Below are 26,745 nucleotides of genomic sequence, written 5' to 3'. Positions count from 1 at the left end.
CTCCGGCAAGCCCCACTCACTCCGGCAAGCCCCTCTCACTCCGGCCGGCCCCTGCCTCTCACCCGCCAGTCTCGACTTTCTCCCTCCGGTCGGCCCCCGGGGCTCCTGTCAGCCCCTCCTCTTCCTCCGGCCACCCTCGACGTTCTTCCTCCGCCAAACCTCGACGCATCGCGCGGCCCGGACTGATTGCGAACGAGCGCTCGCGCAAGAACCGCACCCCCGGCCATCACAAAGTCATCGCATTATTAACAAGCAAGCGTGCTTGCTTTTTTATCGATCAGATGTGAAACTTTCTCCATGGCCGACCTCGACTCGATCGTCGATGACCTCCGCGCCGAGGGTGATGCGCTCGACACTCTCGTAGCTGGACTGACCGAAGACCAATGGGCGACGCTCACACCTGCGCCGGGCTGGACCGTCGCGCATCAGATCGCGCATCTGTCCTGGACCGACAATGTTGCCGAACGCACCACCTCGGGGGCATCGGGGGACGCGACCGCTGTTGCGGAGTTCGACGGCGTGCTGAAGGCGGCATGGTCCGATCCCGCTGGTTTCGTCGACAGCGCCGCAGCGGAGGAGGCCGGAAATTCTGATCTTCTCGCGCTCTGGCGTGCCCGCAGGCATGCCATGACCGATGCGCTGAAACGTGTCCCGTCCGGTGTGAAGATTCCGTGGTTCGGACCGCCCATGAGCGCTGCTTCGATGGCAACCGCTCGCCTCATGGAGACATGGGCCCACGGCCAGGACGTCGCCGATGCACTCGGCATCACCCGCGAGCCGACCGAGCGCATCGAAGCTGTCGCGCACATCGGCGTCCGTACCCGTGATTTTGCGTATGTGATCAACCAACAGACTCCGCCGTCCGAGCCGTTCCGAGTCGAGCTGACCTCCCCCTTGGGTGAGCTGTGGACCTGGGGCCCCGGTGACGCTGCTCAACGCGTCACCGGCTCGGCAGCGGATTTCTGTCTGCTGGTGACGCAGCGGGCGCACCCCGAGAATCTCGACATCGAGGCCGTCGGACCGGACGCTCAGCACTGGCTGACCATCGCTCAAGCCTTCGCAGGCCCTCCAGGACCAGGACGACCCAAAAGATGACAGTCAGAATCGGCAATTGTTCCGGCTTCTACGGCGACCGTCTCTCGGCGATGCGCGAGATGCTCGAGGGCGGCGAACTCGACTATCTCACCGGCGATTACCTCGCGGAGTTGACGATGCTCATCCTGGGCCGTGACCGGGCGAAGGATAAGTCGCGAGGCTACGCGAAGACTTTCCTCCGCCAGGCCGAGGACTGCCTGGGGCTCGCGCTCGACAAGGGCGTCAAAATCGTCTCGAACGCTGGTGGCCTCAACCCGAGCGGCCTGGTCGAGGCACTCGACAGGCTCGGCACAGGCGCCGAAATCGCCTATGTGTACGGCGACGACTTGCTCCCGCGAGCCCAAGAACTCGGCCTCGGTAGTCCGCTCACCGCCAATGCGTACCTCGGCGCCTGGGGTATCGTCGAGGCCCTGAACGCAGGCGCCGACGTTGTCGTCACCGGGCGAGTCACCGACGCTTCCGTCATCGTCGGACCAGCAGCCGCCCACTTCGGTTGGAGTAAAACCGATTACGACTCTCTCGCCGGAGCCGTTGTTGCCGGGCACATCATCGAATGCGGTACGCAGGCCACCGGTGGCAACTACTCGTTCTTCACCGAGATCGCGGATATGTCGCGGCCAGGATTTCCGATCGCGGAGATCGAGGCCGACGGATCGTCCGTCATCACCAAACACGAAGGCACGTCGGGAGCGGTGAGCGTCGGTACCGTCACAGCTCAGCTGCTGTACGAGATCACCGGTGGCCGCTACGCGAACCCCGATGTCACCGCTCGACTCGATACTGCGTCGGTGTCACAGGTCGGAGCCGACCGCGTGCTGGTCAGTGGAGTGAAGGGTGAAGCGCCCCCGCCCACTGCCAAGGTTTCTCTCAACGCACTCGGTGGATTCCGCAACGAGTTCACCCTGATCCTGACCGGCCTCGACATCGAGGCCAAAGCCGCACTGGTGCAGCAGCAGTTCGAGTCGTGGCTTCCGTCGCGGCCGACCGAACTCGACTGGACGCTCGTGCGCACCGACAAGCCCGACGCCGAGACCGAGGAGACCGCGAGTGCCTTGCTCCGGTGCGTCGTTCGCGACAGCGACCCGAATGTTGTCGGGCGGCAGTTCTCCTCGGTGGCGGTCGAGCTGGCACTGGCCAGCTATCCGGGGCTTTCGGTGACGGCGCCTCCAGGGAACGGTGCGCCGTACGGCGTGTTCACCGCCGGTTATGTGCCGATCAGCGAAGTGCCCCAGGTGGTCGTGCTGCCGGACGGAACGCAACGGGAAATCGGACCCGCGACCGAGACGCTCGAACTCGAACCGCTGACCGAACCGGAACTACCACCGGCGCGAGAGACGGAACCGACCATTCGCGTTCCACTCGGCACCATCGCCGCCGCACGCAGCGGAGACAAGGGTGGGAACGCGAACGTCGGTGTCTGGGTTCGCACGGACGACGAATTTGCCTGGCTGGCACACGCTCTGACGGTCGAGCAGGTCGCACTCATGTTGCCGGAGACCGCGGATCTCGTCGTCACCAGGCATGTTCTTCCGAAACTTCGGGCCGTCAACTTCGTCATCGAAGGCATCCTCGGGGAAGGCGTCGCGTCGCAGGCTCGTTTCGATCCACAGGCCAAGGGGCTCGGTGAATGGCTGCGTTCGCGCCACATCGACATCCCCGAAACTCTCGTCTTCACAGGGACACTCTCATGACAATGTGGAACACTCCGGAGCGCGCACAACTCCGAAAGACCGTGCGTAGCTTCGTCGAACACGACATCGCACCACACATGAACGACTGGGAGCGCGACGGCGAAATACCCCGCGACCTGCACAAGAAAGCCGCGGCTCTCGGACTGCTCGGAGCGGGGTTCGAAGAATCGGTCGGCGGTGAGGGCGGGGATCTCGCCGACGCCATCGTCATTTGCGAGGAGATGCATCAAGCAGGCGCGTCGGGTGGGCTCTTCGCCTCGCTGTTCACCAACGGAATCGCACTGCCGCACATTGTCGCAGCCGGTGATCCCGACCAGATCGACAAGTGGGTACGCCCGACCCTCGCCGGCGAGAAGATCGGTTCGCTCGCCATCACCGAGCCCGGTGGCGGCTCCGATGTCGGGCACCTACGTACCAGGGCAGTGAAGGACGGCGACCACTACGTCGTCAACGGCTCCAAGACCTACATCACGTCGGGATGTCGAGCAGACTTCGTCGTCACCGCGGTCCGCACCGGCGGCGACGGTGCCGGTGGAGTCTCGCTGCTCGTCGTCGAGAAGGGCACACCAGGGTTCGAGGTGACCGGCAAGCTCGACAAGATGGGCTGGCGGGCGTCGGATACCGCCGAGCTCTCCTTCGTCGACGCCCGAGTCCCGGTCAGCAACCTCGTCGGAGCGGAGAACAGTGGATTCGCCCAGATCGCGCAGGCCTTCTTGACCGAGCGTGTCGCGTTGGCTGCACAGGCCTACTCCAGCGCACAACGATGCCTGGACCTGACCTTGCAGTGGGTTCGAGACCGCGAGACATTCGGAAAGCCCCTTATCGCAAGGCAATCCGTGCAGAACACCGTCACCGAGATGGCCCGCAAGATCGACATCGCCCGCGTGTATACCCGCAGCATCGTCGAGCGTTCGATGCAGGAGAACAACGACTTCATCGCCGAGGTGTGTTTCGCGAAGAACACTGCCGTCGAGTCCGGCGAATGGGTAGCCAACCAGGCGGTTCAGCTGTTCGGTGGCCTGGGCTACATGTGCGAAAGCGAAGTCGAGCGGCAATACCGCGACATGCGCATCCTCGGCATCGGCGGAGGCACGACCGAAATTCTGACCGGACTCGCAGCAAAACGATTGGGGTATCAAGCATGAGCGTGCTGAAGTCCACTCTCGACACTGCCTCCGCGCAGTATGTCGAGGCAACCGAGGCGATGAACACCAAACTTGCCGAGATCGATGCCGAGCACACCCAGGCACTGCTCGGCGGTGGCGAGAAATACATCGAGCGTCATCGGGGGCGCGGCAAACTCCTAGCTCGCGAACGCATCGAATTACTCGTCGATGAGGACTCGGCTTTCCTTGAACTGTGCCCACTTGCCGCCTGGGGCAGCGACTTTCCGGTCGGCGCCAGCACCGTGGTGGGCATCGGCGTCGTCTGCGGCGTGGAATGCCTGATCGTGGCAAATGATCCGACGGTCCGCGGCGGCGCCAGCAACCCGTGGACGTTGAAGAAGGGATTTCGCGCCAACGACATCGCCACCCAGAACCGTCTGCCGGTCATCTCGCTCGTCGAGTCCGGTGGTGCCGATCTGCCGACGCAGAAGGAAGTCTTCATTCCTGGCGGGCGCATGTTCCGTGACCTCACGCAACTGTCCGCTGCGGGCATCCCGACCATCGCCCTCGTCTTCGGTAACTCCACTGCCGGTGGTGCGTACATTCCCGGTCTTTCGGACCATGTCGTCATGATCAAGGAACAGTCCAAGGTATTTCTGGCGGGACCCCCGCTGGTCAAGATGGCTACCGGTGAGGACTCCGACGACGAGTCGCTCGGAGGTGCCGAAATGCATGCCCGAAAGTCGGGTCTCGCAGACTATTTCGCCGTCGATGAGCAGGACGCCATTCGCATCGGTCGTAGTATCGTCGAGCGTTTGAACTGGAAGAAACAGGGCCCGGAACCGCGCGCCGACGTCATCGAGCCCCTGGTGGATCCCGAAGAACTCCTCGGCATAGTTCCTACCGACCTGAAGATTCCGTTCGACCCGCGCGAGGTCATCGCCCGCATCGTCGACGGCTCCGACTTCGACGAGTTCAAGCCGATGTACGGATCTTCGCTCGTCACCGGCTGGGCCGAACTGCACGGCTACCCGATCGGCATCCTCGCCAACGCCCGAGGCGTCCTGTTCAGTGAGGAATCACAGAAGGCGACGCAGTTCATCCAGCTCGCGAACCGCTCGAACACGCCACTTCTTTTCCTGCACAACACCACCGGCTACATGGTCGGCAAGGAGTACGAGGAAGGCGGCATGATCAAGCACGGTTCCATGATGATCAACGCCGTCTCCAACTCCACCGTCCCGCACATCTCCATCCTGCTGGGCGCGTCGTACGGCGCGGGCCACTACGGCATGTGTGGGCGAGCCTTCGACCCGCGCTTCCTGTTCGCCTGGCCGTCGAGCAAGTCCGCAGTCATGGGCGGTGCCCAACTCGCGGGTGTCATCTCCATCGTCGGACGCGCTGCTGCCGAAGGGCGCGGCCAGGTGTTCGACGAAGCAGCGGACGCAGGCATGCGCGCGATGATCGAGAAGCAGATCGACGCGGAGTCGCTGCCACTGTTCCTCTCCGGACGCCTGTACGACGACGGCGTGATCGACCCCCGTGACACCCGTACGGTAGTGGGAATGTGCCTCTCGGCCATCGCCTCTGCCCCGATCGAAGGCACCGCAAACTTCGGTGTCTTCCGGATGTGACGCACATGAGCAACATGAACTCGATCAACTCGATCCTGGTCGCCAACCGAGGCGAAATTGCTCGACGCGTTTTCGCCACCTGCCGTCGGGCGGGAATCGACACGGTTGCCGTTTTCTCCGACGCAGACGCCGATTCTCCGCACGTGCGGGAAGCCGACGCCGCGGTACGTCTGCCGGGAAATTCCTCGGCCGAGACGTACCTGCGCGGCGAACTCGTCATCGCAGCAGCGATTCGAGCTGGTGCCGATGCTATCCACCCCGGTTACGGATTCCTCTCGGAGAATGCGGAATTCGCGAGGCAGGTGCAGGACGCCGGTTTGATCTGGATAGGACCGCCGGCCGAGGCCATCGAACTGATGGGCAGCAAGGTCGAGTCCAAGAAGATGATGGCCGATGCTGGGGTACCGGTGCTGACGCAGCTCGATCCCGCCGCGATCGGCGAGGACGATCTCCCGGTTCTCGTCAAGGCATCGGCGGGTGGCGGTGGACGAGGTATGCGGATCGTGCGTGAACTCGCCGCGCTGCATGCAGAAATCGAAGCGGCACAGCGGGAAGCGCTGTCGGCATTCGGTGACTCGACGGTGTTCTGCGAGCGCTACATCGAAACCGGTCGCCATATCGAGGTGCAGGTCATGGCCGACCGTCAGGGCAACGTGTGGACCGTCGGCGAGCGAGAGTGCTCGCTGCAGCGGCGGCACCAGAAAGTCGTAGAGGAGGCGCCGTCGCCCCTCGTCGAGCGGGTTCCGGGTATGCGCAAACGGCTTTTCGACGCGGCCCGCTTGGCCACCGAGGCCATCCGGTACGAGGGAGCCGGAACCGTGGAATTCCTGGCGGACGAAAGTGGGAACTTCTTCTTCCTCGAGATGAACACGCGTCTTCAGGTGGAGCATCCCGTCACCGAATGTACGACGGGATTGGATCTGGTCTCGTTGCAGATCCACGTTGCCGGAGGCGGTTCGTTGCCCACAGACCAGCCTGATGCCTCGGGCCATTCGATCGAAGTTCGGCTCTATGCGGAGGACCCGTCGCAGGATTGGCAACCACAGAGTGGCCCGGTTCACCGGTTCGAGATTCCTGGTGCACACTTCACTGTCCTCGAGAAGGCAGGTATCAGGGTCGATTCGGGTATCGAGAGTGGCACTGTCGTCGGCGTTCATTACGATCCGATGCTGGCCAAGGTCATCTCCTATGCACCCACCCGTGAGCAGGCCTCGAAGTTGCTGGCGAAAGCGTTGCAGAATGCGCAGATTCACGGATTGAAGACCAACCGTGACCTCCTGGTCAATGTCCTGCGCCATCCGGCTTTCGTGGCAGGGGACACCGACACTGCGTTCTTCGACACCCATGGGCTAGGTACTCTCGCTCGTCCGGTAGGAGGCACCCAGGCAGTGCAGCTCTCGGCACTCGTTGCCGCGCTCGCCGATGCCGCCGTCAATCGCAGTACGGCACGGGTCGACAAAGGGTTGCCGAGCGGGTGGCGCAACCTGCCCTCCCAGCCGCAGCGGAAGTCCTATCGGATTGACGCGTCGTTGGGTGAGGTCGAGTCCGGTGACATCACCGTCGAATACACACTCGGCCGGTACGGGCTCACGACAGGTCTGGACGGCGTCACCTTGGTGTCCACTTCGCCTACGCGAGTAGTGCTCGACGAGAACGGTATTCGTCGGTTCTTCGACGTCGCACGATACGGAGACGACATCTTCGTCGACTCTTCTCTCGGGCCCGTTCGGTTGGTCAGGACACCGCGCTTCACCGACCCGAGCGAGGAAGTGGCGGCGGGATCATTGCTTGCTCCGATGCCGGGCAATGTCGTTCGCGTCGGCGCGATAGCAGGTGACACGGTGACGGCCGGTCAGCCGATTCTGTGGCTCGAAGCGATGAAGATGGAACACACGGTTACCGCTCCAGCAGCGGGTGTACTCACCGAGCTGAATGTCGAAGTGGGACAGCAGGTAGAAGTCGGCGCTTTACTCGCCGTGGTCACCGAAGCCGAAGTCACCGAAGCAGTAGTCACCGAAGAAGTAGTGAACGAAGGGGAGAACACATGAGCTTCATCGAAACCGAGGAACAGAAGGCGCTGCGTACGGCAGTCTCTTCTCTCGGCAAGCGCTTCAACTACATCGACTACGTGCTCCCCAAAGCGCGGCGCGGTGAACCGCTGACCGAATTGTGGAACGAAGCAGGCAAGCTCGGATTCCTGGGGGTGAATCTTCCCGAGGAGTACGGCGGTGGTGGAGCAGGCATCTACGAACTCGCGCTCGTGCAGGAAGAACTCTCTGCCCATGGTGCAGGTCTGCTCCTGGTGGTGGTGAGCCCAGCGATCTGCGGCACCATCATCGGTAAGTACGGCACCGAGGATCAGAAGCAGACATGGTTGACCGCGCTTGCCGACGGGTCGAAAATCATGGCTTTCGGGATCACCGAGCCCGACGCCGGTTCGAACTCGCATCAGATCACGACCACGGCCAGAAGAGATGGCGACGACTGGATCGTCAACGGCAGCAAGATCTACATCTCCGGGGTCGATCAGGCCGACGCCGTGCTCATTGTCGCGAGAACCGAAGACAGTAAGAGCGGCAAGCTGAAGCCGGCTTTGTTCGTTGTGCCGACGGACACCGAGGGCTTCCAGAAAACTCGGATGCAGATGGACATCATCGAGCCGGATCATCAGTTCACGTTGTTCCTCGATGATGTTCGGTTGCCTGCCGACGCCCTCGTCGGTGAAGCCGATGCCGCGCTCATGCAACTGTTCGCCGGGCTCAATCCCGAACGCATCCTCGGTGCCGCAATGGCGGTCGGCCTGGGCCGCTACGCACTCGCCGCCGCGGTCAAGTATGCCAAGGAACGCACGGTGTGGAAGACGCCGATCGGAGCACACCAGGGCATTGCGCATCCCCTCGCGCAGGTCAAGATAGAGCTCGAGCTCGCCAAGCTGATGATGCAGAAGGCGGCAGTTCTCTACGACAGCGGTGACGATTTCGGTGCCGCTGAGGCCGCGAACATGGCCAAGTACGCAGCAGCAGAGGCGAGCATCAAAGCGCTCGATCAGGCCATTCAGACCCATGGCGGCGCGGGCCTGACCGAGGAGTACGGACTGGCTTCGATGCTCGGCGCCGTTCGTATCGGCCGTGTTGCGCCGGTCAGCCGCGAGATGATCCTGAACTTCGTCTCGCAGCATTCGCTGGGCTTGCCGAGGTCGTACTGATGGCAGTGCAGGTTCATACCGCAGATGCGGTTACCACGCTGACCCTCGATACACCACACAATCGAAACGCGTTGTCCACCGTCCTGGTCGACGAACTGACTGCCGGACTTGTCGATGCGGGCAGGGACAACGATATTCGTGCGGTCGTACTCGCGCACACGGGCAATACCTTCTGCGCCGGAGCCGATATATCCGAGGCGGGCGGATCGGTCGAGAGCAGAACCGCTCAGATGCTCGGCTTGCTCCGACTGATCCTGGAGACACCCAAGCCGGTCATCGGGAAGATCGACGGCCACGTACGTGCGGGAGGAATGGGACTCGTCGGTGCCTGTGACATCGTCGTGGCCGGGCCTGGCAGTACGTTTGCGCTGACCGAGGCGCGGCTCGGGCTTGCGCCGTCCGTCATCTCGCTCACTGTACTTCCGCGACTCGATTCGCGAGCCGCGAGCCGATACTTTCTGACCGGCGAGAAGTTCGGGGCCCATGAGGCCGAGGTCATCGGGCTGATCAGTGCAGCAGGCCCGGATCCCGAGTCGCTGATGAAGGAACTTATCGCATCGATTTCGCAGGCGTCACCGCAAGGGTTGTCGGAGTCGAAGTGGTTGACCACCGCTTCTATACTTGCCGAATTCGATCGTCGCGGCGAGGAGCTCGCCGCACATTCGGCGAGGCTGTTCGCGTCGGCGGAGGCGCGAGAAGGGATGATGGCCTTTCTGCAGAAGCGTCCACCGAGTTGGGCGATACCGAACACAGGGAAGAAGTAGGGAAGATGGCGTCGCCGCGTGAACCCAAACAGGACCGTAGTAGGGCCACGCGGTTGCGGCTGCTCGAAGCAACGATCGACTCTCTCGCCGAGCAGGGCTGGGGCGCCACGACGGTGAGCGTCGTGGCAGAACGAGCGGGGGTGTCTCGCGGTGCTACGCAACATCACTTTCCGACGCGCGAAGACCTGATCACTGCTGCCCTCGAGTACATGTTCGATACCCGAATGGAGCACGCCGGACGCGAACCGGTGGCACTGCCGGTCGGTCCGGCCAGAACCGAGGCCGTGGTGGATCGGCTCGTGAACTACTACACCGGGCCACTGTTCAAGGCAGCGCTGCAGGTGTGGACCGCGGCCGCGGCGGATCCGGAGATGCGCGCCAGGGTCTTGCCACTGGAGGACAAGTTCGGTCGCGTCGCACATCGCACTGCCGTCGCACATCTCGGTGCCGACGATCGTGATCCGCAGACCCATCGGTTGGTACAGGCGACGCTCGACTTGGCCCGCGGCTTGGGGTTGGCCGATGTACTCAGCGACGACTCGCGACGGCGCGCCGAGATCGTTCGGGCCTGGGCGGGCGTCCTCGACGCGTCCCTTCGGATTCGCCAGGACGACACCGTGACCGCCCTACACAAGGGTTAATTCTTCCGACGGACATTCAGTAGAGTCCTGGGCATGCGGGGGAGAGTAGCCATCGGCCTGGCGGTGTGCGGCATTCTGCTGGCCGCCTGCGGAACCGGTGACGACGCGGCGCCGTCGAGCCAGGATTCGGCCGAAGCCTCCGCCGGCGAGCCTGGACCGTTCTTCGGCCAGTGCGGTTCGGTCGCGGACGAGGAAGTGCGTGGAGCGTTCGTGGTGACGGCGTTCACGATGATCACCCGTAACTCGGTGGGATGCGAGTGGGAGGTTGCGGGTTTCTCCGGGCCTTCGGTCAGCTTCTCCTGGTATCGGGGCAGCCCCATCGACCGTGAGCGCTCCGGTTCGGAATTGATCGGTAGACCGGCCGAGGACATCGAGATCGACGGAAACCCCGGATTTTCGGCCGCCACGGAGGGTTACCTGTGCGAAGTGGGCGTGCAATTCGGCAAGGACTTCGTACATTGGTCGGTTTCGTACGGGGACCTGCGACCGTCGGCCGATCCATGCGGTGTCGCCGAGCAACTTGCGTCCCTGACGGTGGAGAGGGCCCAGTGAAGAGAGCGTTGATTTTGGCGGCAGCCCTCCTTCTAGCGGGCTGCAGCACAACAGTGCAGGGGACTCCGCGGGCGGCAGGTTTCGACGGCTCGGGAGGTGGGGATCTGCCCAACCTGCTGACCGAATGCGATTGGGTTCTCGACGACCAGATCGCGGCAACCGTCGGCGGCGACGCCATCGCGCGTGGATTCTTCGGAGCGATCTGCCGGTGGGATGTCATCGGCCCCAACGGCCTCGTGAAGGTGACGTCGAACTGGTTCGAGAACGGATCGTTGGCCACCGAACGCAAAACCAACGAGAAGATGATGTACAGCGTTACCGACATTTCGGTGAAGGGACGCAACGCAATTCGCAGCCAGCCACCCCAGGATCCCGACTCGTGCGGTGTCACAGCAGGCGGGCCCGACGCAGGCATCGTCGGGTGGTGGGTTCAGTACCTGCCAGGGTCGGGCCATCCGGACCCTTGTGCGGCAGCGACCGAGTTGATGGAACTGACTTTCGACCTGAGTCAGTAGATGTCCAAGCCCAGCCGGTAGCACAGCGGGGGTCGTTTTGACCCGAGGCAACGCCGCCGGGTATCGTAATGCGTCGTGTCCGGCATGCCCGGGCCGTCTGTGTGCCTATGCGAGGTACAGCCGTGCTCATGTTCGCATTCGAGCAAGCGATACGGCTGCCGTGTGGGGGTATGCGACACACCCGACTGTGGGGTGCAAGAGACCCGCGGAGGTAGTAAGGGTGAGGAGCAGTGTTCTCTTGCTCCAACTGCTAGATCCCTGAGTCTCGATCAAGATGAGACTCGTAACACGAAGAAAGCCGGTTCATGCCAACTATCAACCAGCTGGTCCGCAAGGGTCGCACCGATAAGGTGCGGAAGCTCAAGACCGCTGCCCTCAAGGGAAGCCCACAGCGTCGTGGCGTGTGCACTCGCGTGTACACAACCACTCCGAAGAAGCCGAACTCCGCTCTCCGTAAGGTCGCGCGCGTGCGCTTGACCAGTGCGGTCGAGGTCACTGCTTACATCCCCGGTGAAGGCCACAACCTGCAGGAGCACTCCATGGTGCTCGTTCGTGGTGGTCGTGTGAAGGACCTCCCGGGTGTGCGCTACAAGATCATCCGCGGCTCGCTCGATACCCAGGGCGTCAAGAACCGCAAGCAGGCTCGCAGCCGCTACGGCGCCAAGAAGGAGAAGAGCTAATGCCACGCAAGGGCCCAGCACCCAAGCGGCCGCTGATCAACGACCCGGTTTACGGTTCCCCGTTGGTCACGCAGCTCGTCAACAAGATCCTCATCGACGGCAAGAAGTCGACCGCTGAGCGCATCGTCTACCAGGCACTCGAGCAGGCGCGCGAGAAGACCGGCACCGACCCCGTCGTCACGCTCAAGCGTGCACTCGACAACGTCAAGCCGGCCCTCGAGGTTCGCAGCCGTCGTGTCGGTGGCGCCACCTACCAGGTGCCTGTCGAGGTTCGGCCCGGCCGTTCCACCACGTTGGCTTTGCGCTGGCTGGTCACCTTCTCGCGTGCTCGTCGTGAGAAGACGATGGTCGAGCGTCTCGCCAACGAGTTGCTCGACGCCAGCAACGGCCTCGGTGCCGCTGTGAAGCGTCGCGAGGACACGCACAAGATGGCAGAAGCCAACAAGGCGTTCGCGCATTACCGCTGGTGATGCTTGTCGGGAGGGTGCGGAGCTTCATAGCACCCGCACCTCACCGGCGCTTTACCTAGTACCTGGCCCCGTGCGAGAACTGCAGCGCTGGACCAGCCCCACCTCTTCGACTTATAAGACGGGATGAATTCCGTGGCACAGGAAGTGCTGACCGACCTTAACAAGGTCCGCAACATCGGCATCATGGCCCACATCGATGCCGGTAAAACCACAACCACCGAGCGCATCCTGTTCTACACCGGGGTGAACTACAAGATCGGTGAGACGCACGACGGTGCGTCGACGACTGACTGGATGGAGCAGGAGCAGGAGCGTGGCATCACGATCACGTCCGCTGCTGTCACGTGCTTCTGGAACAAAAACCAGATCAACATCATCGATACGCCCGGCCACGTCGACTTCACGGTCGAGGTCGAGCGTTCACTCCGCGTGCTGGATGGCGCCGTAGCCGTTTTCGACGGCAAAGAGGGCGTCGAGCCTCAGTCGGAGCAGGTGTGGCGTCAGGCAGACAAGTACGACGTTCCGCGTATCTGCTTCGTCAACAAGATGGACAAGCTCGGTGCAGATTTCTACTACACCGTGCAGACCATCAAGGATCGGCTCGGTGCCACGCCTTTGGTCATCCAGCTGCCGATCGGCTCTGAGAGTGAATTCGAAGGCATCGTCGACCTTGTCGAGATGAGCGCGAAGATCTGGCGCGGCGAAACCAAGCTGGGCGAGACCTACGAGACCATCGAGATCCCGGAAGACCTCAAAGAGCGTGCAGACGAGTACCGCACGTTGCTGCTCGAGACCGTGGCCGAGTCCGATGAGGCGCTTCTGGAGAAGCACTTCGGCGGCGAAGAGCTGACAGTCGACGAGATCAAGGGCGCCATCCGCAAGATGACGGTCAACAGCGAGCTGTATCCGATTCTGTGTGGATCCGCGTTCAAGAACAAGGGCGTCCAGCCCATGCTCGACGCGGTCATCGACTACCTGCCGTCACCGCTGGACGTCGAGTCCATCACCGGCCAGGCAGTCGACGATGAAGAAAAGTTGCTCACTCGCAAGCCTTCGTCCGATGAGCCTTTCGCGGCTCTCGCATTCAAGATCGCGACGCACCCGTTCTTCGGCAAGCTGACGTACATCCGGGTTTACTCCGGTCACGTCGAATCCGGAGCTCAGGTCGTCAACTCGACCAAGGGCAAGAAGGAGCGTCTGGGCAAGATCTTCCAGATGCACTCCAACAAGGAAAATCCGGTGCCTTCTGCTGGCGTCGGTCACATCTACGCCGTGATCGGTCTGAAAGATACGACGACGGGTGATACCCTCTGCGATCCGCAGAACCAGATCATCCTCGAATCCATGAGCTTCCCGGATCCGGTCATCCAGGTCTCGATCGAGCCGAAGACCAAGTCCGACCAGGAACGTCTGGGAATGGCTATCCAGAAGCTCGCCGAAGAGGATCCGACCTTCTCCGTCAAACTGGACGAGGACACCGGTCAGACCGTTATCGGCGGTATGGGCGAGCTGCATCTCGACATCCTCGTCGACCGTATGAAGCGCGAATTCAAGGTCGAGGCCAATGTGGGTAAGCCGCAGGTCGCGTACCGCGAGACCATCCGCAAGACGGTCGAGAAGCACGATTACACCCACAAGAAGCAGACCGGTGGCTCCGGCCAGTTCGCGAAGGTCGTCATCAAGCTCGAGCCTTTCGAAGGCGAAGACGGCGCGACGTACGAGTTCGAGAACAAGGTCAGTGGTGGGCGTGTGCCGAAGGAGTACATCGGTTCGGTCGACGCCGGAGCTCAGGACGCCATGCAGTACGGCGTCCTTGCCGGGTACCCCCTGGTCAACGTCAAGCTCACGCTCCTCGACGGTGCGTACCACGACGTCGACTCGTCGGAAATGGCCTTCAAGGTCGCCGGCTCACAAGCGTTCAAGGAAGCCGCTCGCAAGGCCGGCCCCGTCATTCTCGAGCCCGTCATGGCCGTAGAGGTCATCACGCCCGAGGATTACATGGGTGAGGTCATCGGCGACTTGAACTCCCGCCGTGGTCAGATTCAGGCCATGGAGGAACGCAGCGGTGCCCGTATCGTCAAGGCACAGGTTCCGCTGTCGGAGATGTTCGGCTACATCGGAGACCTTCGGTCGAAGACTCAGGGCCGCGCTAACTACTCCATGGTGTTCGATTCCTACGCTGAAGTTCCTGTGAACGTCGCGAAGGAAATCATCGCGAAGGCAATGGGAGAATAATTTCTTCCCAGCTGGGCACGCTGTATCTGTTCCACCGCACGACCCTTGCAGTTCACAAGAGCTGTACGAGACAACCGCACTGCTGCATAACCGCAAGCACAAATCAGTCCAGGAGGACATAGTGGCGAAGGCGAAGTTCGAGCGGACGAAGCCGCACGTCAACATCGGAACCATCGGTCACGTTGACCACGGCAAAACGACGCTGACGGCAGCAATCACCAAGGTTCTGCACGACAAGTACCCGGACCTCAACGAGGCCTCGGCCTTCGATGAGATCGACAAGGCTCCGGAGGAGAAGGCTCGTGGTATCACGATCAACATCTCCCACGTCGAGTACCAGACCGAAAAGCGCCACTACGCACACGTAGACGCGCCCGGCCACGCCGACTACATCAAGAACATGATCACCGGTGCTGCGCAGATGGACGGCGCAATTCTGGTGGTAGCGGCAACCGACGGCCCGATGCCGCAGACGCGTGAGCATGTGCTCCTCGCCAAGCAGGTCGGCGTTCCGTACATCCTCGTCGCCCTGAACAAGTCCGACATGGTCGACGACGAAGAGATCATCGAGCTCGTCGAGATGGAGGTCCGCGAGCTTCTCGCTGCGCAGGACTTCGACGAGGATGCACCGGTTATCAAGGTGTCCGCACTCAAGGCACTCGAGGGTGACCCCAAGTGGGCCGAGAGCGTTCTCGAGCTCATGCAGGCCGTCGACGATTCTGTCCCGGACCCGGTCCGCGAGACGGATAAGCCGTTCCTCATGCCAGTCGAGGATGTTTTCACCATCACCGGCCGTGGCACGGTTGTGACCGGACGTATCGAGCGCGGCTCGGTCAACGTCAACGAAGAGGTCGAGATCGTCGGCATCCGCCCCGGCTCGACCAAGACCACGGTCACTGGTATCGAGATGTTCCGCAAGCTGCTCGACTCGGGCCAGGCCGGCGACAACGTCGGACTGCTCGTTCGTGGCATCAAGCGCGAAGATGTCGAGCGTGGACAGGTTGTCATCAAGCCGGGTACCACGACTCCCCACACGGAGTTCGAGGGCAACGCTTACATCCTGTCCAAGGATGAGGGCGGCCGTCACACGCCGTTCTTCAACAACTACCGCCCGCAGTTCTACTTCCGTACCACGGACGTAACGGGCGTTGTGACCCTCCCCGAGGGCACCGAGATGGTCATGCCCGGTGACAACACCGAGATGAACGTCGTGCTGATCCAGCCGGTCGCCATGGACGAGGGCCTGCGTTTCGCTATCCGCGAGGGCGGTCGTACCGTCGGCGCCGGTCGCGTTACGAAGATCCTCAAGTGATCTAGCTTCACTCGAAGAGAGGCGCCCATCTCCGCAAGGAGGTGGGCGCCTCTTTTTTGTGTGCTCGTACCTGTACCCGCTACACATCCCGCTTGAATGGTCCACTCATACGATCAGATAGCTACAAGGGATCACTCATGCGTCGAGCTACTTGGACGGCACCGCAGCGTTCACATGCATTTGAATCCGAAGAGCGACTGCTCCGCCTTCGACGGACTCGGCAACGAATGCTGCCTTCTTCTCGACGGTCCGTGTGAAGGCGTCGATGTCGATGGCAGGGGATGCAGACACGGTGACCGCGAGCGTCGCGGTCCCTCGGTCGTCGATCGCCCGGCCCCGGGAGGACTCGACTTCGGGAAACGACGCGAGATCAGCGGCTATCCCACGTGCCAGAGCGCCGAGGTCGACTCGGATCGCAAGGGATTCCTCGGCGTAGATCTGCATCGTCCCGGTGCGCCGCGGCGAGAGGTTTCCGATGATCAGTGCAATTGCGCCGATCGCGCCGACGATGGCGGTCCCAGCGAGTGCTGCCTCCCACCAATCTTGCGCAGGTAGTCCAGCGATCGTGTCCCTATCGAATCGAGACAGTGTGCGCACCGCGAGCGGAAGGTCGAAGTACCAGGCGAGAGCGAATGCACCGGCCCCGAGCAGTGCGACGCCGAGTCCAACGACGAGTAGACGGTCGACGACTGCAGTCGCGCGCTTCATTCGCGTGTCTGTTCGAGACGGATACGGGTGTCTCTGTTGTCGGCCAGTACCGACAGCGTCGGCGCTATTGCGTCACGGACGGCTTCGGTCAACGCTCTGTCCTCGCCTGCTTCGGTTCGGTGTACTTCGACCGTGATGTGTTTCTTCGTGACCGTCGTGCGGGCGGATTCGACGCCGGGTACATCCCCTGCATGATCGCTGCACATCCGTGCGACGTCGGTTGGTCGCATCCATACCATCGGCAAAGACGAGGTCGGCGACGTTGCCCCGGTGTGTGTCTGCGTGCGGGGTTTCACGCCGATGGCGAGGAGTATCAGTCCCGCAACCATCGCTGCTCCCGATGCGGCGATCATCCATCTCGCCCAGTGCAATTCGGCAATCTGCTCGATCGTGTTTCGAATCCAGGGGGCTCCGCTGATCGTGTCGTGCACGATCAAGAATTCTCGACCGGCGACGAAGGCCAGTGCCAGCAGGCCGAAGGCGAGCGTAACGGCGACGGGGAGTGCCGCCGGACTCGCCGCCGGTGGGCGCGGTCTCGGTGCCGCAACAGTCGTCTCGTCCGAGATCTGTTGTTCCACAGCTTCTCCGGCGGATGTGGCTGCCACCATGACGTTGAGCCGATACAAGGGCAGGCCAACGATGTTGTCGAGGGTACGGGCAACCTCGGTGTGGACGGCCTCGGAGACGTCGGCGATTCGGCACGGCCACGTCAGGCTCACATACAGGTTGATCGAGACCGAGTACTCGCCGACCGATGCATCTGCGCGCGGCAGATCCCGGCCCGTCAAGCGTGATATTCCACCGACGCTACGGACGACGTCAGGCACTGCCAGTGCCGCTGCGACGGCCACGCGTTCGATGGCACGCTCCTTGATGACGAGGGTTCCTCGCCCGCCAGTGTCGGTTGATGCGGCGCTATCCGTATCAACCACGGCCGCGACCGCGGCTACGCAGCAATGTCGTGAGGTCGAGTCGACCATCGAAGTGAGCACCGATGGCGACCCCTACGGCCCCGAGGAACAGTGCAAGTACGAATCCGCTGAACCCGCCGATGATTCCGGCAAGCGCCAACAGCAAGCCCGTGAGCAACCCCGCGAGTGTGTACGTCATCGATGACTCCCTGTCGGTTGTATTGCGACGTCTTCGACGACCGGTTGTGTGGTGACGTCTTCGATGGTGACCACGATCGGTACCGACACGTGTGGCCCGACGGCATCCCGCACTGCGCGAGCTACCGCGTGCACGTCGCTGGGATACTCGACGCTGATGTGGATCTCGCAGACGTCGGCGTGGATGTGGATACCGACGACCCTACGGCCGGGCAGATACGTCGCGATCTCACCGAACTCGCCCGAGTGCAGGGCGCTGACACCCGCAATACTCAGCGTGATCGACGCGACCGTGTCAGCGAGTTCGATCTCGCGTAAAGCGCTCACTGCACACGCGGGCGGAGGTCCGGATCAGGTCCGGTCTCGGTGTCGTCGAAGAGCATGACGTCGTAGACGGTGACGTTCACCTCGGTGACCTCGAGGCCGGTCATCCTTTCGACCGCGGTGATGATGTTGCGGCGAATACCTGCGGCCAGTTCGTGTAGCGCCACGCCGTACTCGGCAACGATGCCGATGTCGATCGCGGCCTGCTTCTCGCCTACCTCGACGGCGACTCCCTGGCTGTGGTTGACCCGGGCACCCGGTATCCGATCGCGGAGAGCTCCGACCGCTCGGGCTGTGCCACCACCGACGTCGTAGACGCCGTCGATCTCGCGGGTGGCGATGCCGGCGATCTTTGCGACGACGGCATCGGCGATGATCGTTCGCCCCTGCGTGGTGGTCAGCGCTGCCGAACCCGCTGCAGCGAACCTGGGGTCTGTGGTCATACCTATGATCGTAGTGATGCTGCCCCTGCGCGGCTACACAAAACGCACGGCATACGCGGGTCGTCTGCGAGAGCCGAAGCGGCCGGCCAGCGCCGAAATAGTCGCCGTCTGGTAAAGATCAGTCATGGCAATTGTGATCGTTGGAGCAGGGTTGGCAGGTCTGCGGACCGCCCAGGAACTACGCAAACTCGAGTACGGCGGCGACATCGTGCTCGTCGGTGACGAAAACCATTTGCCGTACGACAGACCTCCACTGTCGAAGGAGGTCATTCGCGGCGAACGTGAGGACACCACCTTCGAACCTGCCGAGTACTTCCTCGAGCACAACATCGAACTGCGCCTGGGCTCGGCTGCAGTTGCCGTGGACACCGCCGCACAGACTGTTGAGTTGGCAGACGGATCGACCCTGGCCTACGACGAACTCGTGCTCGCGACGGGCCTGCACCCGCGACGCCTCCCCTCGCTACCGGACCTGATAGGTGTACACGTGCTGCGTTCGCGGGACGACGCCGCGGCGCTACGCAAAGACGTCGAATCCAGCAGCCGTGCTCTTGTCGTCGGTGCAGGTTTCATCGGATGTGAACTCGCGGCAGGATTCCGGCACGCGGGTGCCGCCGTCGTGATCGTCGAACCACAGCAGACACCGCTCGGTTCGGTGCTCGGCGCCGAGGTGGGCGAGCTCGTCGCTCGATTGCACCGCGAGGAGGGAGTCGACCTCAGGACCGGCACCGGCATCAAGACCCTGCGCGGATCCGATCGAGTCACCCACGCCGTGCTCACCGATGACACCGAAATCGAGGTCGACACCGTAGTGATCGGGGTGGGTTCGACACCCGTCACAGGCTTCCTGGCGGGCTCGGGAATCGAGATCGCCGACGGTATTTCCGCGGACGCCGTCGGACGCACGAGCGATCCCCATGTGTGGACGGTCGGCGATGTCGCTGCATGGACGGTCGGCGACGCGACGAAGCGGGTCGAGCATTGGAGCAACGTCAGCGATCAGGTTCGGGTCATGGTGCCCGCGATCCTCGGTCACGAGGCAGCCCCGGCGCGTCCGCAGGTGCCGTACTTCTGGAGCGACCAATACGATCTGAAGATTCAGGCTCTCGGAACGCCTTCGGCTGACGATTCTGTCAAGATTGTCGATGACGACGGCAGAAAATTCTTGGCCTACTACTTCCGTGACGGAATTCTTACCGCTGTTGTCGGTGCCGGAAAAGCTGGGGGAGTGATGAAGATGCGCGCGAAGATCGGGCTGCCTCTTGAGTGAACTTCTTACGGCTGGGGACATCGCCGACGCGGAGGACGTTCTCGCGCCTGTCATGCGAAGAACGCCGGTAGTGGCGTCGCGGATCCTCTCCGACCTGACCGGTCACGAGGTGCGTCTCAAGTGCGAGAACCTGCAACGCACCGGCTCCTTCAAGCCGCGCGGGGCGTACAACCGGATCTCGCGGCTCACCGCATCCGAGCGCGCCCACGGAGTCGTCGCTGCGAGCGCAGGCAATCACGCACAGGGAGTCGCCTGGGCTGCAACTGAATTGAACATCGCCTCGACGGTGTTCATGCCGGCGGGTGCCTCGCTGCCGAAGCTCGTCGCCACCAAGGCCTACGGTGCCACGGTGAACCTCGTCGGCGATACCGTCGACGAGGCACTGACCCACGCGCGTGAGTTCGCGGAGCGGACCGGCGCCGTCCTGATACACCCGTTCGATCATGCGGACATCGTTGCCGGGCAGGCGACACTCGGAACCGAACTACTCGGGCAGATGCCCGAGGTCGGTACCGTCCTCGTTCCGACCGGGGGCGGCGGTCTACTGGCAGGCGTGGCTGCTGCCTTTCATTTCCACAAACCAGGTGTGCGGATCATCGGCGTGCAAGCCGAGGGCGCGGCTGCGTGGCCGGCTTCGCTGAGTGCGGGTCACCCGATCGCAGCGGCATCGATGACCACGATGGCCGACGGCATCGCAGTAGGGTTGCCGGGGGCAGTTCCGTTCGCTCACGTAGCCGACTGGGTCGACGAAGTCGTCACCGTCAGCGAGGACGCCCTCTCGCGTGCGCTGCTGCTGTGCATCGAGCGCGCCAAACTCATCGTCGAGCCCGCGGGTGCGGCGGCGGTGGCCGCACTGATGACCCGCGACGACCTCGAGCTCCGGGGGCCGGTCTGCGCGATCCTGTCCGGCGGCAACATCGATCCGCTGCTGCTGACCCATGTCATCACCCACGGGCTGCGCGCGGCAGGCAGATATTTGGCTGTCCGCGTGACGATTTCGGATCGACCGGGTGGGCTGTTGTCTCTGCTCGAGGTCGTCAAGAAACTCGGTGCGAGCGTCGTAGACGTCGTGCACTCGAGGACCGGTGGTCAGCTCGGCTTGGAGGAGGTCGAAGTCCTGCTCACCGTCGAAACCCGAGGCCCGATTCACCGTCAGGAGATTCTCGACGCGCTCGACGCATCGGCATTCGGCGTCGGAACGCTGTAGGACCGGCCTGCACAAGTGTTCGCGTACAAATCTGCGGAGCGGTATTAGTTCCCCGGATACTTGTCGGTGACTGCCCGTACTATCCGAGCGTGACTTCAGGTGGGGCGAACGCGCCCGATCAGTTTTCGACGCGACAAGAGTCTGCACTGTTCGAGACCTCAGTGTCTGCCGTAACGAGAAGTACGTATTGATGACAACGACAGGGAGGGTACGTCGTGGCGAATGCCGTCGAAGTAGAGAATCTCGTACTGGAGTACGGAAAGAACGTCGCGCTCAACGGGATCACCTTCTCGGTGCCGGAGGGGACGGTTCTCGGAGTTCTCGGACCGAACGGCGCAGGCAAGACGACGGCGGTTCGCATCTTGGCGACGCTGTTGAAGGCGACCTCGGGAACCGCGAAGGTATTCGGCCTCGACGTCGCAAAGCAGGCAGGCGAGGTCCGCTCCACCATCGGGTTGACCGGTCAGTTCGCCGCGGTCGACGAGTACCTCACCGGATACGAGAATCTCGAGATGGTCGGTCGCCTGTTCGGACTGAAGAAGGCCGAGGCGCGCTCGCGAGCGGACAATCTGTTGGAACGGTTCGATCTGCTCGACGCTCGCGACCGCACCGCCAAGCAGTATTCGGGCGGTATGCGTCGCAGGCTCGACATCGCTGCCAGTCTCATCGGTAGGCCGCGGGTGCTGTTTCTCGATGAGCCCACGACAGGTCTCGATCCGCGCAGCCGAATCGGCATGTGGGACTTCATCTCCGATCTGGTCAAGGACGGCACGACCATTCTGCTGACCACGCAGTATCTGGAGGAAGCCGACAGGTTGGCAGACAAGATCATCGTCTTGGACAAGGGGGCGATCATCGCCGAGGGCACTGCGGATCAGTTGAAGGCGCAGGTCGGTGGTGAGCGGCTCGAGTTCGTCCTCACCGATCCTGACGATCGGGCACGCGCCCAGGAGTTGTTGGCTCCGATCGGTGTCGATGAACCGCAGTGGGACGCACAGGCACGCCGAATCGTCATGTCGGTCGACGGTGGCGCGGACGACCTGACGACAGCCCTGGTGAAGTTGCGGGAAGCAGGTATCTCCGTGGTCGACGTCGGCTTGAGACGCCCCAACCTGGACGACGTGTTCCTCAGCCTTACCGGCCATGCCACCGAGTCGGACGCTGCAGTGGAGGTAGCCAAATGAGTGTCGTGCGCGATTCCCTGATCATCGGCAAACGCAATCTGATCAAGATCAAGCGGGTTCCGGATCTGCTGGTCTTCGCGACGCTGTCGCCCATCATGTTCGTGCTTCTGTTCGCGTACGTGTTCGGCAGTGCCGTCGACATTCCTGGCGGCGGCGATTACAAGAGCTTTTTGATGGGTGGGATCTTCGTTCAGACGATGATCTTCGGTGCCACGATCACCGGATCTTCGCTGGCAGAGGATCTGCAAAAGGGTGTGATGGACAGGTTCCGTTCGCTGCCGATGGCACGCTCGGCTGTGGTCATCGGACGAACTGCCGCCGACGTGGGCAACAATCTGGTGACCATCACGATCATGTCGATCACCGGCTTGATCGTCGGCTGGCGCATTACGACGTCGTTCTTCGAGGCTCTTGCCGGGTACGTCCTGCTGCTGTTGTTCGCCTACTCGATCTCCTGGGTGATGGCGTTCGTCGGGCTGTCGGTACGGTCACCGGAAATTTTCAACAATGCCTCGTTCATCGTTATATTCCCTGTCACCTTCATTGCGAACACATTCGTGCCCATCGACGGCTTCCCGCCGCTGCTCAAAACGATCGCCGAATGGAATCCGATTTCCTCGACTGTCCAGGCGGTGCGCGAGTTGTTCGGCAACACAAGTCCTTTGGCGCCGCCGCCGGACGTGTGGTCACTGCAAAACCCAGTGCTCTATACGCTCATTTGGGTTGTCGTTCTGCTTGTAGTCTTCGTGCCGTTGTCGGTGCGTAAGTACGAGAGCACTCTCACTGCTTGAGGCTGGTCTCGAGAAAATCCAAAACCTCGGTCCACATTCGGCGCTGCGCTTTCGCGGTGCCTGCGGGCGTTCCACCGGACACCGTGTCGTAGTTACGGTCGACGGTTGTAGGCGTTGCGGGGGGACGCAGAATATGACCGGCATTCGGCAGGATCAGCAACCGGTCCGTAGTGCGTTTGCGTCTGGCAATCAACGCGCGCGCCATCCGGTCGGACGGGTACGCCGCGTCGTCATCGCCGGCGATCGCAAGCAGCGGAGCGTCGATCCGCTCGACGGGGATGGTCGCGTCGTAGACGTCTTTGTCGTTTTTCAGTCCGGCAGCGTATGCGGGTCGTAACGACAGAGCTTGTGAGGTGGGGCCGGTCGCGAAAACCCGTCGGGCGGCCGTCTTGATCAGCTGCCCGATGAGCCGTTCGCTTCGCATGGGCATGTACGGCAGCGGTTTACCGCAGACGGTCAGCGAAGACGTTCGGGGTGGAGGTCCACCGTTGGATCGGGCTTGCAGGACGACGTGGGAGGGCGCCATCGCGATGACGCCGCGGATCGGAAGGCTCGGAGTGCGGGCCAAAGCCGACAACGCCACCGACACCCCGACCGAGCAGGAGTAGACCGCGATGCGGCGTGTGTCGACCCGTTCGTGGCCGGCGAAAGCTGCCATTCCTGCGGCTATCGCTTCTACCGGTATCTCCTCGAACTGCTCGGGGAGACCGGTGTCGTCCATATAGGACAGCACGGCTGCCACGTATCCATGTGAAGCGAGCAGTGCCGCCGTGGGCGCTGCCGTTCGTGCACCTGTTGTGCCGGGGAGAACGATGACCCCGGCCAGGACATCGTCACCGGTATCGGGCAGATAGATCCGCAGTCGCCACCCGACGCCCGCGAGATCCTCGCGAACCAGATCTCCGCCCCAGGTGCGACGCACCGTGGTGCTGGACGAACCCTCCACTGCGTGCACCGAGATTCGGTAGTCGAGTCCGCCGTCCGATCCGGCGAAGGCGACGGGCACGACCCCTTCGTCGACGAAGAACATGTTCCACCACGGTCGGTCGGGGTCGGTGATCAAAAGCCGACCTTCGGCATCGATGTTGTAGTCCTGATGTGACACCCAGTGGTGGTTGTTCGCATCCACTGTGGCGACATCGAGATGGACCGGAAGGCCGGGGGAAACGCCCAGGACACGAAAGGTAGTGGGGCCGTCGATCGGGCCCTCGACTGGGTCGACCTGCAGGGACACTGCATCCATTGTCCAAGTGTGCGCCGTGACCGCGCTCGGTGTCGGTCATATAACGCAAGTTTCCCCGGTCGGATGACTACCGACCGGGGAAACTCGACTGAACCGAGACCAATGTCTACGAGTGGTAAGGCTCCGCGCTGACGAGCGTGACCTTCATGATCTTGCCGTTCGGCAAGGTGTACTGGCGGGTGTCGCCGACCTTGGCATTGATGAGTGAACCACCCAGCGGAGAGCTAGGGGAGTAGACCTCGAGCTTGGAGTCGGTGGAACCCTCTTCGCGGGTGGCGATGAGGAAAGTCTCGGCGTCGGACTCGTCGCCGTCGTAGTAGACCTTCACCACGGACCCGGGGAGTGCTACACCGGACTGGGTGGGGGCCTCGCCGACCTTGGCGGAGTTCAACAGTTCCTGCAACTGGCGAATACGGGCTTCCTGCTGGCCCTGGTCCTCACGTGCAGCGTGGTAGCCGCCGTTCTCTTTCAGATCGCCCTCTTCGCGTCGCTCGTTGATTTCGGCGGCGATGATCGGGCGATTGGAAATGAGTTGGTCGAGTTCGCTCTTGAGCCTGTCGTGGGACTCCTGGGTAAGCCAGGTCACCTGGGTCTCGGTCATCTCGATCACTCCCTTGTAGTAGAAGTCGCGGTGGACTCCCAGTTTTATGCGGACGGCGCACGCGGCAAACCTGGGGATTGCAGTGTGCAAATCCCCAACGTGGTAGGCCCGTTTTTTGAGCCATTGGAGCGCAGCATCAGCCGCGGGCCACAGTGCCGCCCTGGCCGTCAATGCAGCAATACACGGCTCCAAAGCGGAACCGTGTACCGGCCGATCTTACCACGAGCAGGCGCTAGGTCAGCCTGCACGCAAATAATCGGGGACTTTCAGGCTGCATCCGTAGATGTCGCCGACGGCGGGCGGTTGAGAAGTACGTATCACCGACACTACCTCGACCTCGCGTGCGTCCGAGCCGGCTACGAGGACTTCGCGACGTCCGGTTTCCGATCCGTCACGCGAACGCGCCCTCACGATACAGACCGCGTCGTCCTGAGGATCTGCGCGCGTGACGCTGAAACGAATGGAAATGGTGGAATCGTCGAGCAGGTCGAACGCGAGCGCTGTTCCCTCGATATCTTTCACCGAAAACTTCACGTACCCGATGTAGGCGATCCCCAGGCCTGCCAGGAGCACCACGATGAGCAGCAGGTTCTTGGTTCTGCGGGAAACCGACCGTGACGTCGACGCGGGATATCGGCCTTCGGGGAGCGTGGAAGTCATGCATGCTTTCGTCGTGAAGGTCAGGGGAACTCGGTGTTCGCTGGTGGATCTACGGCAGCCGGTGCGCGCTGTGTCGGCGCCGAGTGGAACTATATGTGTAGGGAAGAAGCAGGCGAAGCTGAGGTGAGGAAAGAACGTGTCCGGACTACGGCTCATGGCGGTGCATGCCCATCCCGACGACGAATCGAGCAAGGGCGCAGCGACGACGGCTCGGTATGCCGCCGAGAACAACGATGTCCTGGTCGTGACGTTGACCGGTGGTGAACGAGGAGACATCCTCAATCCAGCGATGGACATCCCCGGTGTGAACGATCGCATCGAGGAAGTGCGGCGGGAAGAGATGGCGGAGGCGGCCCGCATTCTCGGGGTACGCCAACACTGGCTCGGTTTCGTCGATTCGGGTTTACCCGAGGGCGATCCGTTGCCCCCGCTGCCCGAGGGGTGCTTCGCGCTGGTTCCACTCGAAGAGTCCACCGAGGCTCTGGTCAAAGTTGTTCGCGAATTCAAACCGCACGTGATGACTACGTACGACGAGAAGGGCGGATACCCGCACCCGGACCACATCCGGTGTCACGAGGTATCGGTTGCAGCCTTCGAAGCCGCAGGTGATCCCACGAAGTTCCCCGACGCCGGGGAACCGTGGACACCGCTCAAGCTCTACTACTCGCATGGTTTCCTCCGTAAGAGGATGCAACTGTTCAACGACTGGTTCGTCGACCGCGGCGAAGAGAGCCCATTCGCCGACTGGTTGAAGCGGTGGACGACGGACCGCGACGAAATCATGGAGAGAATCACCACTCAGGTCACTGCCGACGAATACTTCGAGCAGCGCGACGACGCATTGCGGGCGCATGCCACGCAGATCGACCCGAACGGGGTGTTTTTCGCCGTACCCGTCGATGTGCAGCGCAAGCTCTGGCCCACCGAGGAGTTCGAATTGGCGAAGACGCGGGTCAAGACGTCGCTACCCGAAACCGATCTGTTCGCCGGCATCGAAACGAAGGACGTCTGAGTGATCACCTCGCTACTGGCCCAGCAGCCGACCGGCCCGGAGTTCGGTAAATCCTCGCCCGTCGGGCTGGTGATCATCGTCGCGCTTCTCGTCGGTACGGCTCTGCTGATCTGGTCGATGAACAAGAAAATCAAGAAGCTTCCCGAAACTTTCGAGAAGGAAGACCCGAGGCCTGATCAGGAACTCGACGAGGGGACCGATCGCGGCGCGCTGACGACAGATCCGCCCAAGACGTCGACCACGGACAAGACGTCGACCACGGACAAGCGGTCCGGCAAGGACGAGACTTAGCC

General features: G+C 62.4%; 28 protein-coding genes. 20 read left to right on the top strand and 8 right to left on the bottom strand.

Annotated elements, in window-relative coordinates:
* The first annotated feature begins 297 nt into the window (after positions 1–297).
* The 14 genes from QMK32_RS00950 (at position 298) to tuf (ending at position 15,900) form a co-directional block, all read left to right on the top strand.
* On the top strand, positions 298–1,095 hold the full coding sequence (locus QMK32_RS00950; RefSeq protein WP_283472434.1) for a TIGR03084 family metal-binding protein: 798 nt from the start codon (positions 298–300) through the stop codon (positions 1,093–1,095).
* Positions 1,092–2,786: an acyclic terpene utilization AtuA family protein gene (locus QMK32_RS00945; protein ID WP_283472433.1), complete on the top strand. Its 1,695-nt coding sequence runs from the start codon at positions 1,092–1,094 to the stop codon at positions 2,784–2,786. The genes QMK32_RS00950 and QMK32_RS00945 overlap by 4 nt, the downstream gene beginning before the upstream one ends.
* Positions 2,783–3,931, top strand: coding sequence for an acyl-CoA dehydrogenase family protein (locus QMK32_RS00940; RefSeq protein ID WP_283472432.1), 1,149 nt, complete (start codon positions 2,783–2,785; stop codon positions 3,929–3,931). Before QMK32_RS00945 ends, QMK32_RS00940 begins: the two co-directional genes overlap by 4 nt.
* Positions 3,928–5,526, top strand: coding sequence for an acyl-CoA carboxylase subunit beta (locus tag QMK32_RS00935; RefSeq protein ID WP_283472429.1), 1,599 nt, complete (start codon positions 3,928–3,930; stop codon positions 5,524–5,526). Before QMK32_RS00940 ends, QMK32_RS00935 begins: the two co-directional genes overlap by 4 nt.
* 5 nt (positions 5,527–5,531) lie before the next feature.
* The gene (locus QMK32_RS00930) at positions 5,532–7,574 is read left to right on the top strand and encodes an acetyl/propionyl/methylcrotonyl-CoA carboxylase subunit alpha (RefSeq protein ID WP_283472428.1); all 2,043 of its coding nucleotides are present in this window, start codon (positions 5,532–5,534) and stop codon (positions 7,572–7,574) included.
* Positions 7,571–8,731, top strand: a complete 1,161-nt coding sequence (locus QMK32_RS00925) for an acyl-CoA dehydrogenase family protein (protein WP_283472427.1) — start codon at positions 7,571–7,573, stop codon at positions 8,729–8,731. The genes QMK32_RS00930 and QMK32_RS00925 overlap by 4 nt, the downstream gene beginning before the upstream one ends.
* Positions 8,731–9,495, top strand: a complete 765-nt coding sequence (locus QMK32_RS00920; protein WP_283472425.1) for an enoyl-CoA hydratase family protein — start codon at positions 8,731–8,733, stop codon at positions 9,493–9,495. The genes QMK32_RS00925 and QMK32_RS00920 overlap by 1 nt, the downstream gene beginning before the upstream one ends.
* Positions 9,496–9,500: 5 nt before the next feature.
* The gene (locus QMK32_RS00915) at positions 9,501–10,136 is read left to right on the top strand and encodes a TetR/AcrR family transcriptional regulator (RefSeq protein WP_283472424.1); all 636 of its coding nucleotides are present in this window, start codon (positions 9,501–9,503) and stop codon (positions 10,134–10,136) included.
* Between the two features lie 33 nt (positions 10,137–10,169).
* Entirely contained in the window at positions 10,170–10,688 is a 519-nt protein-coding gene (locus tag QMK32_RS00910) for a DUF3558 domain-containing protein (protein WP_283472423.1), read from the top strand.
* Positions 10,685–11,203: a DUF3558 domain-containing protein gene (locus tag QMK32_RS00905; RefSeq protein WP_283472422.1), complete on the top strand. Its 519-nt coding sequence runs from the start codon at positions 10,685–10,687 to the stop codon at positions 11,201–11,203. Before QMK32_RS00910 ends, QMK32_RS00905 begins: the two co-directional genes overlap by 4 nt.
* 305 nt (positions 11,204–11,508) lie before the next feature.
* A complete protein-coding gene (gene rpsL, locus QMK32_RS00900) occupies positions 11,509–11,883 on the top strand; it encodes a 30S ribosomal protein S12 (RefSeq protein WP_072805599.1) in 375 nt (124 codons plus the stop codon).
* Positions 11,883–12,353 (top strand): 30S ribosomal protein S7, encoded by a 471-nt coding sequence (gene rpsG / locus QMK32_RS00895; RefSeq protein ID WP_072805598.1) that lies wholly within the window; start codon positions 11,883–11,885, stop codon positions 12,351–12,353. Before rpsL ends, rpsG begins: the two co-directional genes overlap by 1 nt.
* Positions 12,354–12,485: 132 nt before the next feature.
* On the top strand, positions 12,486–14,588 hold the full coding sequence (gene fusA, locus QMK32_RS00890; protein ID WP_269305033.1) for an elongation factor G: 2,103 nt from the start codon (positions 12,486–12,488) through the stop codon (positions 14,586–14,588).
* Between the two features lie 121 nt (positions 14,589–14,709).
* Positions 14,710–15,900 carry an elongation factor Tu gene (gene tuf, locus QMK32_RS00885; protein WP_269305034.1) on the top strand — a complete coding sequence of 397 codons (1,191 nt, stop codon included), beginning with the start codon at positions 14,710–14,712 and terminating at the stop codon, positions 15,898–15,900.
* Between the two features lie 147 nt (positions 15,901–16,047).
* Here the strand turns inward: tuf and QMK32_RS00880 are convergent, their stop codons facing one another.
* The 5 genes from QMK32_RS00880 to QMK32_RS00860 are packed head-to-tail and all read right to left on the bottom strand — an operon-like array spanning position 16,048 to position 18,484.
* Positions 16,048–16,608 carry a hypothetical protein gene (locus QMK32_RS00880; protein WP_283472421.1) on the bottom strand — a complete coding sequence of 187 codons (561 nt, stop codon included), beginning with the start codon at positions 16,606–16,608 and terminating at the stop codon, positions 16,048–16,050.
* Positions 16,605–17,540, bottom strand: a complete 936-nt coding sequence (locus QMK32_RS00875; protein ID WP_283472420.1) for a DUF6286 domain-containing Asp23/Gls24 family envelope stress response protein — start codon at positions 17,538–17,540, stop codon at positions 16,605–16,607. The genes QMK32_RS00880 and QMK32_RS00875 overlap by 4 nt, the downstream gene beginning before the upstream one ends.
* Positions 17,533–17,718, bottom strand: a complete 186-nt coding sequence (locus QMK32_RS00870; protein WP_136171231.1) for a DUF2273 domain-containing protein — start codon at positions 17,716–17,718, stop codon at positions 17,533–17,535. Before QMK32_RS00870 ends, QMK32_RS00875 begins: the two co-directional genes overlap by 8 nt.
* A complete protein-coding gene (locus QMK32_RS00865) occupies positions 17,715–18,044 on the bottom strand; it encodes a hypothetical protein (protein ID WP_283472419.1) in 330 nt (109 codons plus the stop codon). Before QMK32_RS00865 ends, QMK32_RS00870 begins: the two co-directional genes overlap by 4 nt.
* Positions 18,041–18,484 carry an Asp23/Gls24 family envelope stress response protein gene (locus QMK32_RS00860; protein WP_084346097.1) on the bottom strand — a complete coding sequence of 148 codons (444 nt, stop codon included), beginning with the start codon at positions 18,482–18,484 and terminating at the stop codon, positions 18,041–18,043. Before QMK32_RS00860 ends, QMK32_RS00865 begins: the two co-directional genes overlap by 4 nt.
* 124 nt (positions 18,485–18,608) lie before the next feature.
* On the opposite strand from QMK32_RS00860, the gene QMK32_RS00855 reads away from it, so the two are divergent.
* From QMK32_RS00855 to QMK32_RS00840, 4 genes are all read left to right on the top strand, one after another.
* The gene (locus QMK32_RS00855) at positions 18,609–19,754 is read left to right on the top strand and encodes an NAD(P)/FAD-dependent oxidoreductase (protein ID WP_283472417.1); all 1,146 of its coding nucleotides are present in this window, start codon (positions 18,609–18,611) and stop codon (positions 19,752–19,754) included.
* Positions 19,755–19,806: 52 nt separating this feature from the next.
* A complete protein-coding gene (gene ilvA, locus QMK32_RS00850; RefSeq protein ID WP_283473133.1) occupies positions 19,807–20,961 on the top strand; it encodes a threonine ammonia-lyase in 1,155 nt (384 codons plus the stop codon).
* Between the two features lie 215 nt (positions 20,962–21,176).
* Positions 21,177–22,145: an ATP-binding cassette domain-containing protein gene (locus QMK32_RS00845; RefSeq protein ID WP_283472416.1), complete on the top strand. Its 969-nt coding sequence runs from the start codon at positions 21,177–21,179 to the stop codon at positions 22,143–22,145.
* Positions 22,142–22,936 (top strand): ABC transporter permease, encoded by a 795-nt coding sequence (locus QMK32_RS00840; protein ID WP_269305043.1) that lies wholly within the window; start codon positions 22,142–22,144, stop codon positions 22,934–22,936. Before QMK32_RS00845 ends, QMK32_RS00840 begins: the two co-directional genes overlap by 4 nt.
* On the opposite strand, the gene QMK32_RS00835 is transcribed toward QMK32_RS00840, so the two are convergent.
* From QMK32_RS00835 to QMK32_RS00825, 3 genes are all read right to left on the bottom strand, one after another.
* On the bottom strand, positions 22,926–24,179 hold the full coding sequence (locus QMK32_RS00835) for an acyl-CoA thioester hydrolase/BAAT C-terminal domain-containing protein (protein ID WP_283472414.1): 1,254 nt from the start codon (positions 24,177–24,179) through the stop codon (positions 22,926–22,928). The two genes, QMK32_RS00840 and QMK32_RS00835, sit on opposite strands and share 11 nt — an antisense overlap.
* 106 nt (positions 24,180–24,285) lie before the next feature.
* Positions 24,286–24,780, bottom strand: a complete 495-nt coding sequence (gene greA / locus QMK32_RS00830; protein WP_084346091.1) for a transcription elongation factor GreA — start codon at positions 24,778–24,780, stop codon at positions 24,286–24,288.
* A gap of 237 nt (positions 24,781–25,017) precedes the next feature.
* Complete coding sequence (locus QMK32_RS00825; protein WP_283472412.1) at positions 25,018–25,440, bottom strand: DUF4307 domain-containing protein; 423 nt, start codon at positions 25,438–25,440, stop codon at positions 25,018–25,020.
* A 136-nt stretch (positions 25,441–25,576) separates the two neighbouring features.
* Here QMK32_RS00825 and mca point away from each other — a divergent pair, with 136 nt between their 5' ends.
* Together mca and QMK32_RS00815 are read left to right on the top strand one after the other, a co-directional pair.
* On the top strand, positions 25,577–26,452 hold the full coding sequence (mca, locus tag QMK32_RS00820; RefSeq protein ID WP_269305049.1) for a mycothiol conjugate amidase Mca: 876 nt from the start codon (positions 25,577–25,579) through the stop codon (positions 26,450–26,452).
* The gene (locus QMK32_RS00815; protein ID WP_283472411.1) at positions 26,453–26,743 is read left to right on the top strand and encodes a hypothetical protein; all 291 of its coding nucleotides are present in this window, start codon (positions 26,453–26,455) and stop codon (positions 26,741–26,743) included.
* The last annotated feature ends 2 nt before the right edge of the window (positions 26,744–26,745 follow it).

It is taken from the genome of Rhodococcus sp. H29-C3, from assembly GCF_030063405.1.
Taxonomy (GTDB): Bacteria; Actinomycetota; Actinomycetes; order Mycobacteriales; family Mycobacteriaceae; genus Rhodococcoides.
Note: the sequence above shows the minus strand (reverse complement) of the source record. Positions and strands in the feature narration are given on the sequence as shown.

Excerpts from the sequence above, each read along its gene's own strand:
- greA (WP_084346091.1), bottom strand. The coding sequence starts at position 24,780 with ATGACCGAGACCCAGGTGACCTGGCTTACCCAGGAGTCCCACGACAGG.
- QMK32_RS00940 (WP_283472432.1), top strand. The coding sequence starts at position 2,783 with ATGACAATGTGGAACACTCCGGAGCGCGCACAACTCCGAAAGACCGTG.
- QMK32_RS00835 (WP_283472414.1), bottom strand. The coding sequence starts at position 24,179 with ATGGATGCAGTGTCCCTGCAGGTCGACCCAGTCGAGGGCCCGATCGAC.
- QMK32_RS00855 (WP_283472417.1), top strand. The coding sequence starts at position 18,609 with ATGGCAATTGTGATCGTTGGAGCAGGGTTGGCAGGTCTGCGGACCGCC.
- rpsG (WP_072805598.1), top strand. The coding sequence starts at position 11,883 with ATGCCACGCAAGGGCCCAGCACCCAAGCGGCCGCTGATCAACGACCCG.
- QMK32_RS00930 (WP_283472428.1), top strand. The coding sequence starts at position 5,532 with ATGAGCAACATGAACTCGATCAACTCGATCCTGGTCGCCAACCGAGGC.
- QMK32_RS00840 (WP_269305043.1), top strand. The coding sequence starts at position 22,142 with ATGAGTGTCGTGCGCGATTCCCTGATCATCGGCAAACGCAATCTGATC.
- QMK32_RS00880 (WP_283472421.1), bottom strand. The coding sequence starts at position 16,608 with ATGAAGCGCGCGACTGCAGTCGTCGACCGTCTACTCGTCGTTGGACTC.
- QMK32_RS00915 (WP_283472424.1), top strand. The coding sequence starts at position 9,501 with ATGGCGTCGCCGCGTGAACCCAAACAGGACCGTAGTAGGGCCACGCGG.
- QMK32_RS00920 (WP_283472425.1), top strand. The coding sequence starts at position 8,731 with ATGGCAGTGCAGGTTCATACCGCAGATGCGGTTACCACGCTGACCCTC.
- QMK32_RS00945 (WP_283472433.1), top strand. The coding sequence starts at position 1,092 with ATGACAGTCAGAATCGGCAATTGTTCCGGCTTCTACGGCGACCGTCTC.
- ilvA (WP_283473133.1), top strand. The coding sequence starts at position 19,807 with ATGCGAAGAACGCCGGTAGTGGCGTCGCGGATCCTCTCCGACCTGACC.
- QMK32_RS00860 (WP_084346097.1), bottom strand. The coding sequence starts at position 18,484 with ATGACCACAGACCCCAGGTTCGCTGCAGCGGGTTCGGCAGCGCTGACC.
- QMK32_RS00950 (WP_283472434.1), top strand. The coding sequence starts at position 298 with ATGGCCGACCTCGACTCGATCGTCGATGACCTCCGCGCCGAGGGTGAT.
- rpsL (WP_072805599.1), top strand. The coding sequence starts at position 11,509 with ATGCCAACTATCAACCAGCTGGTCCGCAAGGGTCGCACCGATAAGGTG.
- QMK32_RS00910 (WP_283472423.1), top strand. The coding sequence starts at position 10,170 with ATGCGGGGGAGAGTAGCCATCGGCCTGGCGGTGTGCGGCATTCTGCTG.
- QMK32_RS00935 (WP_283472429.1), top strand. The coding sequence starts at position 3,928 with ATGAGCGTGCTGAAGTCCACTCTCGACACTGCCTCCGCGCAGTATGTC.
- QMK32_RS00870 (WP_136171231.1), bottom strand. The coding sequence starts at position 17,718 with ATGACGTACACACTCGCGGGGTTGCTCACGGGCTTGCTGTTGGCGCTT.
- QMK32_RS00925 (WP_283472427.1), top strand. The coding sequence starts at position 7,571 with ATGAGCTTCATCGAAACCGAGGAACAGAAGGCGCTGCGTACGGCAGTC.
- QMK32_RS00825 (WP_283472412.1), bottom strand. The coding sequence starts at position 25,440 with ATGACTTCCACGCTCCCCGAAGGCCGATATCCCGCGTCGACGTCACGG.